This window comes from Pseudomonas sp. GW821-FHT01C01 (assembly GCF_059422645.1).
Genome location: NZ_JBWKXF010000017.1, coordinates 24,322 through 39,572, shown reverse-complemented (window position 1 = coordinate 39,572; position 15,251 = coordinate 24,322). Strand labels below are relative to the sequence as shown.

Sequence of the window (15,251 nt, the reverse complement as noted above, 5' to 3'; positions counted from 1 at the left end):
TTTTTTACAGCGTCTACAGATTAGTCGGTGGAGAGAACACCACGACGAACCTGGTCACGCTCGATGGATTCGAACAGCGCCTTGAAGTTGCCTTCGCCGAAACCGTCGTCGCCCTTGCGCTGGATGAACTCGAAGAACACCGGCCCCATCAGGGTTTCCGAGAAGATCTGCAACAGCAGACGCTTGTCGCCCGACTCGGACGAACCGTCCAGCAAAATGCCCCGCGCTTGCAGTTCGCCGACCGGCTCGCCGTGGTTCGGCAAACGGCCTTCGAGCATTTCGTAGTAGGTGTCCGGCGGCGCGGTCATGAAGCGCATGCCGATGCTTTTAAGGTGATCCCAGGTCTTGAGCAGGTCATCGGACAGGAAAGCAACGTGCTGGATGCCCTCGCCATTGAACTGCATCAGGAACTCTTCGATCTGCCCGGCGCCCTTGGACGATTCTTCGTTCAGCGGGATGCGGATCATGCCATCCGGTGCGGTCATGGCCTTGGAGGTCAGGCCGGTGTACTCGCCCTTGATGTCGAAGTAGCGGATTTCGCGGAAATTGAACAGCTTCTCGTAGAAGTTGGCCCAGTAGGCCATGCGACCGCGATACACGTTGTGGGTCAGGTGATCGATGATCTTCAGGCCGGCACCAACCGGGTGGCGGTCAACGCCTTCGATGAACACGAAGTCGATGTCGTAGATCGAACTGCCTTCACCGAAACGGTCGATCAGGTACAGCGGCGCGCCGCCGATACCTTTGATCGCTGGCAGGTTCAGCTCCATCGGGCCGGTTTCAATGTGGATCGGCTGGGCGCCGAGTTCCAGGGCACGCTTGTAGGCTTTTTGCGAATCCTTGACGCGAAACGCCATGCCGCACACCGACGGACCGTGCTCGGCCGCAAAGTAGGAGGCCACGCTGTGGGGTTCGTTGTTGAGGATCAGGTTGATCGCGCCCTGGCGATACAGGTGCACGTCCTTGGAGCGGTGGGTCGCCACCTTGGTGAAGCCCATGATCTCGAAGATCGGCTCCAGGGTGTTCGGGGTCGGCGATGCGAGCTCGATGAATTCAAAGCCCATCAGGCCCATTGGGTTTTCGTATAAATCTGCCATGGTTGGCGCCTCATCATGCTTTTAGAATTAACAGCTGAAATTAACAAATGTTAGTTGCTAGCAATGCTGAGACCGGTGGGTGGCGCACAGGAGATGCCCCGCACACTGCGGGCGAGAAAATCACCGTAGATCAGTTGAAACCCGAATATCTTCATTGTCGACCCAAGGCTCTTGCGGGCGAGGCTTCTGCTGCCAGAAGACGATTATTATTGTATGCGTAACCGGATTCTACACAGCGTAAATAGGTTTGTCCGCCTTCTGTATCAAATCCCCTTTTTCCTTGCTCGCGCAAGGGGTTTGTTGCAGAGGAAAATCCCCGTCAGGATCAGCCCGCCGCCCAGGCACATTGCCAGCGTCAGTGGCTCATCCAGCAGCAGCGCGCCCAGGATCACCGCCGTCAGCGGGTTCAAGGCAATGAACACCCCGGAACGTGTCGCACCGATTTTGCGAATGCCGTCGTAGTAGCCGATGTAAGCCAGCGCCGAACCCAACACGCCCAGATACAAAAGACTCAACCATTGCGGCGCCCCCAGGTTGGCGATCGCGGCGACACTCACCTCGCCGCGGACAATGCAGGTCAACCAGAGCAGGACGGTGCCCAGCAGAATCGAATAGGTCACCGTTTGCACCGGCCCCAGGGTCTGGTTCAGCTCTCTGGAGCACAGCGAGTAGATACCCCAGCCGAGGACGCAGCCGAAGATCAGCAGATCACCGATCCAGGTATCGGCGCCGCCGGCCAATAATTGCGGGTTGCGACTGACGATCACCATGCTCGCGCCAGCCATGCAGATCGCAATACCGGCGACTTGCACCCGGTTCAATCGCTCCTTGAACAGCAGCCAGGAAGCCAGGCCGATCACAGCGGGATTCAGTGCCACGATCAAGGACGCCCGCGACGCGTTGATGTAATGCAGGCCATAAAAGAAGCACAGGTTGTAAAAAAAGATCCCGAAAAAGCCAAGTAAAAGCAATTGCAACCATTGCCGGGTACTGGGCCGGACCAGCGGTATCCGCACCATGCGTAAAAACAGCAGCAACGCCACGCTGGCCAGTAAAAACCGCAGGCTGGCAGCCAGCAGCGGGCTGAGGCTGTCGGCCAGAAAGCGTCCGGCAACGAAGGTGCCACCCCACACCATGGTGACCGCCGCCAGTTTCAGATACACCGGCAGGTCCGAGGGTTTTGACAGGGTTTGCTCGCAGATCGTCATAAGATTCCAAGGCTGGATGTCGGAGAGATGACGTATCATTCGACTAATACCCAGTCATCGTAAAATGAGCAAACACTCATGACCCTCACTCAACTGGAGATTTTCTCCCTCGTGGCCGAACTCCACGGCTTCACGGCAGCGGCCAATCGCCTGGGCATTTCCCAATCGGCGGTCTCCCATGCCTTGAAGTCCCTGGAGCAGGAGTTGGGTGTCGAGTTGTTGCGCCGGCATCAATCCCGGGTCGAATTGAGCGATATTGGCCAGCAACTGTTGCTACGCGCCCGTGCAATGCTGGGCCTGGCCAACACCCTGCGCCAGGAAGCGGCCGATGCGAGAGGCATGAAACGCGGCACGCTGCGTATCGGCTCCTTCGGCCCGACGTCATCGATCAAGTTGCTGCCGTTGATTCTGCAGCAGTACCGCGCCGCCCATCCCGGCATCGAGGTGCATATCGACGAAGGCCCTGACCGCCAGGTACTCCAGTGGCTGGAAGAACGACGGATCGACATCGGTTTTGTGGTGTTGCCCGAGGAGCGTTTCGACACGGTCGCGCTGATCGAAGACCAGATGGTAGCGTTGCTGCCCTCCGGCCACCCGCTGGCGGCTTACGACAGCCTGAGCCTGGACGATCTGTGCCACGCCCCGTTTGTACTGACCGAGGCCGGTTCATCGGAACTGGTTTCACGTCTGTTTAGCGCGGCCCGACTGACACCCAACATCCGCTATCGCTGCTCGCAGTTGATGAGCACCCTGGATGTCGTCGCTCGCGGCGACGGGGTGACGGTGGTTGCCGAGGGCTCATTACCCCATCAGATTGACAGCCGCTGTGTGAAAAAACCGCTGTCGCCTGCGGTGTCGCGGCAGGTCGGTCTGGCGGTGCTCGATCGACGCCAGGCCTCTCCCGCGACGCTGGCCTTTATCAAGCTGGCCGCAAGTCTCGACCTGCGTTGAACGGCATAACTGCCAAGCGCCAACTATCATGACCCACACCCGAACTCTTCATGGGAGGCGTATTGCCCTGCCAGCGTTTGAGAGCCTTACTTCTTCGTGACAGGATTCGCGAATGCCGTTGAAAGCCAAAACCCGCAGCCGCAGCACAAGAATGGCTGTGACCCTGATCAGTGGATTGCTCCCGGTGCTGCTCGGGGCCGCCATTCTTTACATGCAAGCGGAGCGTGCGCTCAAGCAGGACAGCGAACAAACCGCCGAGGAAGCGATTCGCCAGTTCGACTTGATGCTCGACAACACCGCCCAAGCCGCTCGCGAACTGCTGCCGCTGGCCGGCCAAAGTTGTGGTGACGTCAATCTGGCCCTGCGCGAGCAGGTCACTCGCCGCCCATTCGTGCGATCAACCAGCCTGGTGTGGGACAACAACCTCTATTGCAGTTCTTTGTTCGGCGACTATCAGGAGACGGTCACCCCCGGTGATTACACCCAGGGCGCCTTATGGCTCATGAACGGCAATCCGGTGACGCCCAACACCGCCTTGCTGGTGTACCGCCTGAGCGAAGGAAAAAAAGGTGCGCTGACGACCCTCGACGGTCATCACTTGTGCAATATTCTGCGCCTGATAGGCCGCCAGACCCTGTTGTTGCTGCAAGTTGGCCCGGACTGGATATCCGCCGACGGCAAGGTTCACAGCGGCGCTGCGCCAGACCTGCCCGTTGCGCAAAGTCGATTGACCTCCGGGCGCTATGCCTTTGCAGTGCAAGCCGGCTTCCCCGAAGGCGAAACCTGGCGATACATTAGAAGCGAGTATCCACCGTTGTTCAGCTTGCTGATGTTCTTCGGTGTGATTGCCGGTTCAATTGGTCATTTACTGCAAAAGCGCTCATCGGCACCCACCCAGGAAATGCAACGGGCACTGGAAGCCGCAGAGTTCATTCCGTATTTTCAGCCCGTGGTGCATGGCGACAGTAAAAGCTGGTCCGGCACCGAGGTGCTGATGCGCTGGAAACATCCGAAGGAAGGCCTGGTGCGTCCGGATCTGTTCATCCCGTTTGCCGAGCACTCCGGACTGATCGTGCCGATGACCCGCTCGCTGATGCGACAAACCGCCGCCCTGCTGGCGCCGCAATCCGGCAGATTCAACAAACCGTTTCACATTGGCATCAACATCACCGCCAGTCATTGCCAGGATCTTGAGCTGGTCAAGGATTGCCGCGAATTTCTCGATGCGTTCGAACCGGGCTCGATCTATCTGGTGCTGGAACTGACCGAGCGCGAATTGATCGAGCCCACGGCCATTACCCTGCAACTGTTCGAGCAACTTCGCGAACTGGGCGTGAAAATCGCCATCGACGACTTCGGCACCGGTCACTCAAGCCTTGGCTACCTGCGACAGTTCAACGTGGACTTCCTGAAAATCGACCAGAGTTTTGTCGCCATGATCGGCATCGACACACTCTCCAGCCACATCCTGGACAGCATCATCGAATTGGCGGTCAAGCTCGACCTTGCCCTGGTGGCCGAAGGTGTCGAAACTCGTGAGCAGAGTGATTACCTGAGCGCTCATCAGGTCAACTTCCTGCAAGGTTATCTGTTCGGCAAGCCCATGCCGGGTGCGGAATTCATTAGTGCATTAAGCAACCATTAACTAGCGGATTTAACCGACAAAACTACGATTGCAGGCACCAATTTGAATCAAAACACTACTGTTGTTACATGAAGAAAAAGACAGGATTTACTCTTGGCCAATTAACTACTACAATTTTTCATGCCTGCGCTAAATTGGCAGGCGAGCCACTATCACCGAGTCGCTTCAAGGCTCTTGGCTTATAGCTTTGTTTGCGGTTGGTATCAGCCAAACACACTATTGGAGTAAAGATATTGTCCAGACTCGCTGAATTCCGTGCAGCCGAAAAGGCCCTTCAAGAACAGCTCAAGCAGTTGGAATCCTTGAAGAACGATGCCGGGCTCAAGAAAGAAATCGAATTCGAAGAGAAGCTCCAGGGTTTGATGAAAACCTATGGCAAGAGCCTGCGCGATATCATCGCCATTCTCGATCCGAACCCGGCAAAATCCGGCCTGCAGCAGGCAGCAGCACCTAAAACCCGCCGCGCCCGAGTGGTCAAGGTTTATCAGAACCCGCACACCGGCGAGCTGATTGAAACCAAGGGCGGCAACCACCGCGGCCTGAAAGCCTGGAAAGAACAGTACGGTGCAGCCACCGTCGATTCCTGGCTGCGCGGCTAACTCTCGCAGCGACAAAAAAGCCCTGCTTATGCAGGGCTTTTTCATGGGCCATCTAAATGCCGGAGGGCGGGCGCCGGACAATTACCCAACAGCCAACAACTTTGTGCTTAATCCATTTTGGTATCTAAAATATTCTTCATGCATCGAAAAAGCACTGTCACTTACTAAAGTTTCAAGCTGTTACGGGCAGCGTCTATTTCATCCTGGCTCGTCTTATAAGCCTCGGCCTGCCCTGCGTAGGAAAGAACATAGGCCTTATCTGCATCCACCGCGGCCACCAATGTTTGAGAAAGCACATGTCTCCCGTTTTGCGTGATGGTGCAGGTTGTTTCCAGCGCAGCCAATCGACTCAACGTAGTCGAATGTATTCGCGTGCAGACACTTTGATAGCCGCCCTGAAAGAAGTCTTTTTGTACTGACTTGCGCATCTCCAGCAATACGCCTTCAAGGTTTACCTGATGATCGCTTTGCACCTGACTCACGGTCAGCTCCATCACCATGACCGGCGAACCATTCTGATCATTTTTCACCGCCCGCTGGCGACTGACCCCCAACGTCGATTCAGGCACGACTTCGATCTGCCAGCCTTCCGGCCAGGTCACCATTGGCGCATCGGCACGAGCGGCACCCACCACCGAAAGCACGCTTAGCAGGATGAACAGCAATTTACAGAATCGAATCATTGCAATGGGCACTCACGGATTGAGCCGTAAAGTCTGGGCCCAGGCCGGCTGTCAGGCAATAGCCGACTGTTTGGGTTTGGTGATGTCCGAACCCTTGCGTATCATTGTCGCCATTCGTTAGCCCACATATTTCCCGGAGGGCCCATGAGCCTGCACGAATTGAACACCTTCCCCGGCGTCACCGCCCAACCGGACGCCGCTACACAGAAATTTGTCTTCAACCACACCATGCTACGCGTCAAGGACATCACCAAGTCCCTGGATTTCTACACACGCATTCTGGGCTTTACACTGGTGGAAAAACGCGACTTCCCGGAAGCAGAGTTCAGCCTGTATTTCCTGGCGCTGGTCGACAAAAACCAGATCCCGGCCGATGCCGCCGCGCGCACCGAGTGGATGAAATCGATTCCCGGCATTCTGGAACTGACCCACAACCACGGCACCGAGAACGATGCCGATTTCGCCTACCACAATGGCAACACCGACCCCCGCGGTTTCGGCCACATCTGCATCTCGGTGCCGGATATCGTCGCCGCCTGCGAGCGCTTTGAAGCACTGGGCTGCGACTTCCAGAAACGCTTGAGCGACGGCCGCATGAAGAGCCTGGCATTCATCAAGGACCCGGACGCCTACTGGGTCGAAATCATCCAGCCCGCACCGCTGTAAGATCCACCAGGAATCCCCTGTGGGAGCGGGCTTGCTCGCGAAGGCGCAGTGTCAGTCACTTCAATGTCGAATGATACGACGCCTTCGCGAGCAAGCCCGCTCCCACATTGGTGATGTGTAAGGCACAAAAAAACCCCATGATCGCTCATGGGGTTTTGTGTTTTCAGCGCCGGCAGCCGATGCCCCCTGTAGAAGCGAGCTTGCTCGCGATAAACCGGAGAACGCCGCGGGGCCCCTGCAAACCAGCGTTATCGTTGACGACCATCGCGAGCGAGCTCGCTCCTACAGGTCTTGTGTTTTCAGCGCTGGGTTTTATGCCGGGGCGGAAGTCCGGATCAGGTGATCGAAGGCGCTCAGGGATGCCTTGGCGCCCTCGCCCACTGCAATCACGATCTGCTTGTACGGCACAGTGGTCACGTCGCCGGCGGCAAACACTCCTGGCACCGACGTTTCACCACGAGCGTCGACGATGATCTCGCCACGCGGTGACAGCTCGACCGTGCCCTTGAGCCAGTCGGTGTTTGGCAGCAGACCGATCTGCACAAAGATCCCTTCCAGCTCCACGCTGCGCAATTCGTCGCTCTGACGATCCTTGTAGCGCAGGCCGTTGACCTTCTGACCGTCGCCGGTGACTTCAGTGGTTTGTGCACGGGTGATCACAGTGACGTTCGGCAGGCTGTGCAACTTGCGCTGCAATACCGCATCGGCACGCAACTGCACATCAAACTCCAGCAGCGTGACATGCGACACGATACCGGCCAGGTCGATGGCGGCTTCGACGCCGGAGTTACCGCCGCCAATCACCGCCACACGCTTGCCTTTGAACAGCGGGCCGTCGCAGTGCGGGCAGTACGCCACGCCTTTGTTGCGGTATTCCTGCTCCCCCGGAACATTCATTTCACGCCACCGCGCACCGGTCGCCAGGATCACGGTTCTGGCTTTCAGCGATGCACCGCTGGCGAAATGAATCTGGTGCAGCTCGCCATTTTTGCCGGGCACCAGTTTGTCGGCACGTTGCAGGTTCATGATGTCCACGTCGTATTGCTTGACGTGTTCTTCCAGCGCCACGGCCAGTTTCGGTCCTTCGGTTTCCTGCACCGAGATGAAGTTTTCGATGGCCATGGTGTCCAGCACCTGACCACCAAAACGTTCGGCCGCGACACCGGTGCGAATGCCTTTACGGGCCGCATAGATTGCCGCCGAAGCACCGGCCGGGCCACCGCCGACCACCAGCACATCAAAGGCATCCTTGGCGCTGATTTTCTCGGCCTGGCGCTCGATGCCGCCGGTGTCGATTTTGGCGAGGATTTCTTCCAGGCCCATGCGACCCTGGCCGAAATTCACGCCGTTCAGATAAATGCTTGGCACAGCCATGATCTGGCGATCATCGACTTCGGCCTGGAACAGCGCGCCGTCGATGGCGACGTGGCGAATGTTCGGGTTCAGTACCGCCATCAGGTTCAATGCTTGAACGACGTCCGGGCAGTTCTGGCAGGACAGCGAGAAGTAAGTCTCGAAGCTGAATTCGCCTTTGAGCGAGCGAATCTGTTCGATCACTTCGACACTGGCTTTGGACGGATGACCGCCGACTTGCAGCAAGGCCAGCACCAGCGAAGTGAATTCATGGCCCATCGGGATGCCGGCGAAACGCAGGCTGATATCGGCTCCCGGGCGATTGATCGAGAACGACGGCTTGCGCGCATCATCGCCGTTGTCGAGCAAAGTAATCTGGGTGGAAAGACTGGCAACGTCTTTCAAGAGTTCGAGCATTTCCTGGGATTTCGCACCGTCGTCGAGGGAAGCAACGATCTCGATCGGCTGAGTGACCCGTTCCAGGTACGATTTCAACTGGGCTTTAAGATTGGTGTCCAACATACGGGCGATTTCCTTTTTGCTGTTTCATATAAAGCAGGCATAAAAAAACGCCCGAGCGAATCTCGCCCGGGCGTTTTTATTGGGCGGTGCAACTTACTGAACAGGTGCGGAGTTCCGCCCTGATGAAGCGATCACAGACTTAGATCTTGCCGACCAGATCCAGGGACGGCGCCAGAGTGGCTTCGCCTTCTTTCCACTTGGCAGGGCAAACCTGGCCAGGGTGAGCAGCGACGTACTGGGCAGCCTTGATTTTGCGCAGCAGCTCGGAAGCGTCACGACCTACACCGCCGTCGTTCAGTTCAACGATCTTGATCTGGCCTTCCGGGTTGATCACGAAGGTGCCACGGTCAGCCAGGCCTGCTTCTTCGATCAGCACGTCGAAGTTGCGGGAGATGGTGTGGGTCGGATCGCCGATCATGGTGTACTGGATTTTGCCGATGGCTGGCGAAGTGTTGTGCCAGGCAGCGTGGGCAAAGTGGGTATCGGTGGAAACGCTGTAGATCTCGACGCCCAGCTTCTGGAATGCGTCGTAGTTGTCAGCCAGGTCTTCCAGCTCGGTCGGGCATACGAAGGTGAAGTCGGCCGGGTAGAAGAACACCACAGACCACTTGCCTTTCAGGTCAGCGTCCGAGACTTTTACGAAGTCGCCATTTTTGAATGCGTCAGCTTTGAACGGTTTAACTTGGCTGTTGATGATAGGCATCGTTGACTCTCCGTCAGGGGTTAAGAAGTTGATGGAGAGAACTTTACTCACTCGACGGACGGTTGGCTCATTGGCAAACCTGATGTTGCTGATTGGCTTTCGCTATTAGCCGACTGTATTAATAGAAGAAAACGGTATTCAGGATTTTTTGCAGCAGCTTGCAAAGCCTGCGTTCGGCCGCGCAGCGGTCGTGAAATCAGAACTCGCGGCGTATCAGGCAGGCCATGCAAGCCAGGTTTACGACCGCTGCGCGGCCGGACGCAGGCTTCGCCAGCTGCTACGGATCGCATTGCAACGTGGTTGTGCGGGAGAGATCCATGGCGCCATGGGCCTTTCCTCGACTCGCGCGCTAGAAAACGCTCTGTGTAGCAGCTGGCGAAGCCTGCGTTCGGCCGCGCAGCGGTCGTGAAATCAGAACTCGCGGCGTATCAGGCAGGCCATGCAAGCCGGGTTTACGACCGCTGCGCGGCCGAACGCAGGCTTCGCCAGCTGCTACGGATCGCGTGGATCCACGGCGATGTGAGTCATGCCGAGAAACGGACTGGCCTCGATGTAGCGCATGGCTGACTTCATGTCTTTCCAGCCGACATAGCTCATCAACGACTTCAAGTCCCAGCCCGTCTGATGCGCCCACGAGGCGAAACCGCGGCGCAAGGAATGACTGGTGTAGTGCTCGGCCGCGATGCCAGCGCGCTCCAGTGCCTGACGCAACAACGGGATGATGCTATTGGCATGCAGGCCCTCCTCACCCAGATGCCCCCAACGGTCGATACCACGGAACACCGGCCCACGCACCAGTGCCGCCTCGGTGATCCAGTCAATATAAGCCTGCACCGGACACAAGCGTTGCAAGGCCGGCGTCTGATACGTCTTGCCGAGGTTATCGCGATCACTCTTGCTGCGCGGCAGATAGAGGCTGATGCCGGAACCGGCACTTGCCTGCACATGCTCAACCTGAAGCCGACACAACTCGTCACTGCGAAAGCCGCGCCAGAAGCCCAGCAGGATCAGCGCCATGTCGCGCCTGGCCCGCAGCAATCCCGGTCGGTCACCTTCGGCCCTGGCGGTTTGCACTTCCAGTTCCAGACAACTGACCACCTGTTCCAGATGCTGAAGCTGTAAGGGTTCAGCTTGTTTTTCCTGGGCCGGGTGCAACGCGCGAATCCCCTTGAACACCTTGCGCACCACAGGCGCCTTGGTGGGATCGGCAAAGCCCTGGCTGTTGTGCCACTGCGCCAATGCCGACAAGCGCAGTTTCAGCGTATTGATCGACAACACGCCAGCATGGGCCACCAGGTAGCGCGCCACGCTGTCGCCGGTTGCCGGCAGAAAACCGCCCCACGTGACTTCGAAGTGTTCGATGGCTGCCCTATAGCTGCGACGTGTGTTGTCGCGAGTCGCAGCTTGCAGATAGCGATCCAGATCGCTCATAGGAAATGAACCTGTTTTGACCGACTGTAGGAGCGAGCTCGCGATGATCGTTAACGATGACGCTGGTTGGCAGGTGCCCCGCTTATCGCGAGCAAGCTCGCTCCTACAAGGGTTTGTGTACGGAAATAGCACGAGGAGAACCTCGAAACTGCGATCACACGGGGTAATACCAGTATATCCCGTGTTAATTACATTCAGTATTTAACTTTATTTAATGAATGGTACAATGTGTATTTACGTGGTACGTACCACATCACAGAAACACGGGAGAACTCATGGCACGCGGCGGTGTAAATAGAGCGGTGGTACAAGCCGCCCGGTTGGCGATCCTCGCCCGTGGCGAAAACCCCAGCATCGATGCCGTACGGATCGAGATGGGTAATACCGGCTCGAAAACCACGATTCATCGCTATCTCAAGGAGCTCGATGACAGGGTCGAACCTGTCGAAGCACCGACGGAACCGATAGACGACGAGTTGATGGCGCTAGTGGCGCGGCTCGCGCAAAGACTCAAGGAACAGGCACAAGAACCCATCGACCAGGCGCGCGCGCAATACGAAGAACAACGCAAGGCGCTGGAAAGCCAGCTCGTCGAAGCACAGGAGGCCAACAGCGAACTGCACCAGCAATACGAATTTCAAAGCCTGGCGCTGACCCAGGAGTCCGAGACCCTGCAAGAAACCAGCGCCCTGTTGCAAACGGAGCAAACCCGCAACGCCGGGCTGAACCAGGCGCTGGCGGATTTCGAATTGCGCTTGAAAGACAAGGACGAGCAGATTCGCTCCCTGGAAGAAAAACACCTGCACACTCGCGACGCACTGGAGCACTACCGCAATGCGGTCAAGGAACAGCGCGAACAGGAATTGAGTCGCCATGAAGGCCAGGTGCAACAAATACAGATGGAACTGCGTCAGGCACAACAAAGTGCGCTGGTACGCCAGGATGAAATCACCCAGTTGCACCGTGACAATGAACGCTTGCTGACTGAAAACCGCGGCACGCTGCGAGAACTGAGCCTGCTGCAAGAACAACTCAAGCAAAGCAACACCCGTCAGGATCAGTTGCTGGAACAGGCCACTCGCGTTGACAGCGAACGCACCCTCCTCCAGGAACGCCTGCGCGTCGCCCTGCTGGAAAGTCAGGCACTCAAACAGAACGTCGATGAGCAGTCGCAGATCAACAGGTCACTGGAAATTGATTTAGCCAAGACCCGGACGGATCTGGAAGAGCGCGTACGTCTGGCCGCGACCATTACGGCAGCGGCAGACGCAGCGAAGGACGATTAACCGGCGACCGGCGTACGCATGGTGACGAACTCTTCGGCGGCCGTCGGGTGCACGCCGATGGTTTCGTCGAAGTGACGCTTGGTGGCGCCGGCCTTCAAGGCAATCGCCAGGCCCTGGACGATTTCACCGGCATCCGGGCCGACCATATGACAACCCAGCACCTTGTCGGTCCTGGCATCCACTACCAGCTTCATCAGCGTGCGCTCCTGACATTCCGTCAGGGTCAACTTCATCGGCCGGAAGCGGCTTTCGTAGATCACCACCTCGTGCCCGGCGTCGCGCGCTTCATCTTCGGTCAAACCGACGGTACCAATGTTGGGCAGGCTGAACACCGCCGTCGGGATCATCTTGTAATCCACCGGACGATACTGCTCCGGCTTGAACAGGCGCCGCGCCACTGCCATGCCTTCAGCCAGGGCCACCGGCGTCAGTTGCACGCGACCGATCACATCCCCCAGAGCCAGGATCGACGGCTCGGCGGTCTGGTACTGCTCATCCACCTCAACGAAGCCTTTCTTGTCGAGCTTGACCCCGGTGTTTTCCAGCCCGAGGTTATCCAGCATCGGGCGGCGGCCGGTGGCGTAGAACACGCAATCGGCTTCCAACTGGCGACCATCCTTGAGCGTGACGTTCAGGCTGCCGTCGGCCTGCTTGTCGATACGCTCGATGTCTGCATTGAATTGCAGGTCCATGCCGCGCCTGGTCAACTCTTCCTGCAAATGCTTGCGCACCGAACCGTCAAAGCCGCGCAGGAACAGTTCGCCGCGGTACAGCAGCGTGGTCTCGGCGCCCAGACCGTGGAAAATCCCGGCGAACTCGACCGCGATGTAACCGCCGCCGACGACCAGCACACGCTTGGGCAACTCTTTGAGGAAGAACGCCTGGTTGGAACTGATGGCGTGCTCATGCCCCGGAATCTCCGGAATCTGCGGCCAGCCGCCGGTAGCGATCAGGATATTTTTGGCGGTATAGCGCTCGCCATTGATCTCGACCTGATGCGGATCGACGATCTTCGCGTGACCTTCATGCAAGGTCACGCCGCTGTTGACCAGCAGGTTGCGATAAATGCCATTGAGGCGATTGATCTCACGGTCCTTGTTGGCGATCAATGTCGCCCAGTCGAACTGCGCTTCATCCAGGCTCCAGCCAAAACCGGAAGCCTGCTCGAAGTCTTCGGCGAAGTGCGCACCGTAGACCAGCAATTTTTTCGGCACGCAGCCGACGTTCACACAGGTCCCGCCCAGGTAGCGGCTTTCGGCCACGGCCACTTTCGCGCCGAACCCGGCGGCAAACCGCGCAGCCCGCACACCGCCAGAACCGGCACCAATCACATAAAGGTCAAAATCGTAGGCCATTTTCAATCTCCTCGGCAGGCCACCAGCATACCCGCAGACATTTGTGGAGCAAGCGCTGCAAACGATATGGGGCCGGAAAATGAAAAAGCCACCCGAAGGTGGCTTTTCGATACAAACCGGTCGCTGGCTATCAGTAAGCCTTGCCAGTCTTGTAGAAGTTTTCGAAGCAGAAGTTGGTCGCTTCGATGTAGCCTTCGGCGCCACCGCAGTCGAAACGTTTGCCCTTGAACTTGTACGCCATGACGCAGCCATTCTGGGCCTGCTTCATCAGGGCGTCGGTGATCTGGATTTCACCGCCCTTGCCTGGTTCGGTCTGTTCGATCAGGTCGAAGATGTCCGGAGTCAGGATGTAGCGGCCGATGATGGCCAGGTTCGACGGTGCGTCTTCCGGCTTTGGTTTTTCAACCATGCTGTGCACGCGGTAGATGTCGTCGCGGATCATCTCGCCGGCGATGACGCCGTACTTGTTGGTCTCTGCCGGATCGACTTCCTGGATGGCCACGATCGAGCAGCGGAACTGCTTGTACAGCTTGACCATCTGGGTCAGTACGCCGTCGCCTTCGAGGTTGACGCACAGGTCGTCCGCCAGTACCACGGCGAACGGTTCGTCACCGATCAGTGGACGGCCGGTGAGGATCGCGTGGCCCAGGCCTTTCATTTCGGTCTGACGGGTGTAGGAGAACGAGCACTCGTCGAGCAGCTTGCGGATGCCGACCAGGTATTTTTCCTTGTCGGTGCCCTTGATCTGGTTTTCCAGCTCGTAGCTGATGTCGAAGTGGTCTTCCAGGGCGCGCTTGCCGCGACCGGTGACGATGGAGATTTCGGTCAAACCGGCATCCAGTGCTTCTTCGACGCCGTACTGGATCAGTGGCTTGTTCACCACCGGCAGCATTTCTTTGGGCATGGCTTTAGTCGCTGGCAGGAAGCGAGTACCGTAACCGGCTGCTGGGAACAAGCATTTCTTGATCATATAAGTCCTTGAAAGGGCTGTGTGTACGAGTTTCGGCGCAGTCTAATCAGGCGGCGTGCACCTTACAATGCCCCGCGCTGGCTAACCGATGCCAACATAGAGAAATATTCTTGGCGATAGTTCCCTGCGCGAGTGCACAGGTCACTGCGCAACCTCTTATGCATAGCAGAGACTTGCGCAGTTGCACGGCATTCAATGGCCCGGAACCACCCACCATACGCCCATCGGCACCCGTTGAGTGCATTTGGCGGTATCATGGCGCGATTGAACCAGACAACGAGGCAAATAGATGTCGGCAGTAAAAAGCGTCAATGGATTCCTGATCAATCAGGAGAAAGACGGTCAATGGTGGGTGGCCAGTGTCGCCGGTGAAAATATCGCCGGGCCTTTCCCCTCAGAAGCCCTGGCAATCGAAGTGGCATCGGTGCTGGAACTTGAGCACCCGGAACCCAAGCGACGCGGCAAGGACAAGAGCTGACCGACGCCCCTCTCGAATAGCCCTGCCATGGCGCAGGGCTTTTTTATGGTGCTTTCACTGGTTTGAAGGTCACTCCGTTTTCGACGCAAACGCTGTCTCCTGTGGGAGCTGGCTTGCCAGCGATGGTCGTTAACGATAACGCGTGTGAACCGGATAAACGCGGCGCACTCGAGTCCATCGCCAGCAAGCTGGCTCCTACAGTTTCAGCGTGGGCATGACCCCTTGCGGGAGCTGGCTTGCCAGCGATGGTCGTTAACGATAACGCGTGTGAACCGGATAAACGCGGCGCACTCGAGTCCATCGC

The 15,251-nt window shown here is 57.6% G+C and carries 14 protein-coding genes; 6 read left to right on the top strand and 8 right to left on the bottom strand.

Translation table 11 applies throughout. The features are described 5' to 3' along the window. Nucleotides 1-20: 20 nt before the first annotated feature. Together hppD and AC07XF_RS13350 are read right to left on the bottom strand one after the other, a co-directional pair. Nucleotides 21-1,097, bottom strand: coding sequence for a 4-hydroxyphenylpyruvate dioxygenase (hppD, locus tag AC07XF_RS13355; protein WP_007979060.1), 1,077 nt, complete (start codon nt 1,095-1,097; stop codon nt 21-23). A 263-nt stretch (nt 1,098-1,360) separates the two neighbouring features. Further along, nucleotides 1,361-2,305, bottom strand: a complete 945-nt coding sequence (locus AC07XF_RS13350) for a DMT family transporter (protein ID WP_495026855.1) — start codon at nt 2,303-2,305, stop codon at nt 1,361-1,363. Between the two features lie 78 nt (nt 2,306-2,383). Between AC07XF_RS13350 and AC07XF_RS13345 the strand changes: the two genes are divergently transcribed. The 3 genes from AC07XF_RS13345 to AC07XF_RS13335 all read left to right on the top strand — a co-directional run bounded on the left by AC07XF_RS13345 (nt 2,384) and on the right by AC07XF_RS13335 (nt 5,500). Further along, the gene (locus tag AC07XF_RS13345; RefSeq protein WP_495026854.1) at nt 2,384-3,256 is read left to right on the top strand and encodes a LysR family transcriptional regulator; all 873 of its coding nucleotides are present in this window, start codon (nt 2,384-2,386) and stop codon (nt 3,254-3,256) included. 112 nt (nt 3,257-3,368) lie between these two features. Then, nucleotides 3,369-4,901 (top strand): EAL domain-containing protein, encoded by a 1,533-nt coding sequence (locus tag AC07XF_RS13340; RefSeq protein ID WP_495026853.1) that lies wholly within the window; start codon nt 3,369-3,371, stop codon nt 4,899-4,901. A gap of 233 nt (nt 4,902-5,134) precedes the next feature. Then, complete coding sequence (locus AC07XF_RS13335; protein ID WP_008075430.1) at nt 5,135-5,500, top strand: histone-like nucleoid-structuring protein, MvaT/MvaU family; 366 nt, start codon at nt 5,135-5,137, stop codon at nt 5,498-5,500. Between the two features lie 164 nt (nt 5,501-5,664). Here AC07XF_RS13335 and AC07XF_RS13330 read toward each other — a convergent pair whose 3' ends face one another. Further along, a complete protein-coding gene (locus AC07XF_RS13330; RefSeq protein ID WP_495026852.1) occupies nt 5,665-6,183 on the bottom strand; it encodes a DUF4946 domain-containing protein in 519 nt (172 codons plus the stop codon). A 144-nt stretch (nt 6,184-6,327) separates the two neighbouring features. Between AC07XF_RS13330 and gloA the strand changes: the two genes are divergently transcribed. Then, complete coding sequence (gloA, locus tag AC07XF_RS13325) at nt 6,328-6,849, top strand: lactoylglutathione lyase (protein WP_090455458.1); 522 nt, start codon at nt 6,328-6,330, stop codon at nt 6,847-6,849. Between the two features lie 312 nt (nt 6,850-7,161). On the opposite strand, the gene ahpF is transcribed toward gloA, so the two are convergent. The 3 genes from ahpF to AC07XF_RS13310 all read right to left on the bottom strand — a co-directional run bounded on the left by ahpF (nt 7,162) and on the right by AC07XF_RS13310 (nt 10,858). Continuing rightward, nucleotides 7,162-8,724 (bottom strand): alkyl hydroperoxide reductase subunit F, encoded by a 1,563-nt coding sequence (gene ahpF / locus AC07XF_RS13320; RefSeq protein ID WP_495026851.1) that lies wholly within the window; start codon nt 8,722-8,724, stop codon nt 7,162-7,164. Nucleotides 8,725-8,863: 139 nt separating this feature from the next. Beyond that, entirely contained in the window at nt 8,864-9,427 is a 564-nt protein-coding gene (gene ahpC / locus AC07XF_RS13315; RefSeq protein ID WP_489310320.1) for an alkyl hydroperoxide reductase subunit C, read from the bottom strand. A 492-nt stretch (nt 9,428-9,919) separates the two neighbouring features. After that, on the bottom strand, nt 9,920-10,858 hold the full coding sequence (locus tag AC07XF_RS13310; RefSeq protein ID WP_495026850.1) for a site-specific integrase: 939 nt from the start codon (nt 10,856-10,858) through the stop codon (nt 9,920-9,922). 275 nt (nt 10,859-11,133) lie between these two features. On the opposite strand from AC07XF_RS13310, the gene AC07XF_RS13305 reads away from it, so the two are divergent. Beyond that, a complete protein-coding gene (locus AC07XF_RS13305) occupies nt 11,134-12,144 on the top strand; it encodes a DNA-binding protein (RefSeq protein WP_495026849.1) in 1,011 nt (336 codons plus the stop codon). Here the strand turns inward: AC07XF_RS13305 and gorA are convergent. Next, nucleotides 12,141-13,499 (bottom strand): glutathione-disulfide reductase, encoded by a 1,359-nt coding sequence (gene gorA, locus AC07XF_RS13300; protein ID WP_495026848.1) that lies wholly within the window; start codon nt 13,497-13,499, stop codon nt 12,141-12,143. The genes AC07XF_RS13305 and gorA overlap by 4 nt on opposite strands. 130 nt (nt 13,500-13,629) lie before the next feature. Continuing rightward, nucleotides 13,630-14,469, bottom strand: a complete 840-nt coding sequence (gene galU, locus AC07XF_RS13295; protein WP_007985503.1) for a UTP--glucose-1-phosphate uridylyltransferase GalU — start codon at nt 14,467-14,469, stop codon at nt 13,630-13,632. Between the two features lie 289 nt (nt 14,470-14,758). Here galU and AC07XF_RS13290 point away from each other — a divergent pair, with 289 nt between their 5' ends. Continuing rightward, complete coding sequence (locus AC07XF_RS13290; RefSeq protein WP_007985505.1) at nt 14,759-14,947, top strand: hypothetical protein; 189 nt, start codon at nt 14,759-14,761, stop codon at nt 14,945-14,947. The last annotated feature ends 304 nt before the right edge of the window (nt 14,948-15,251 follow it).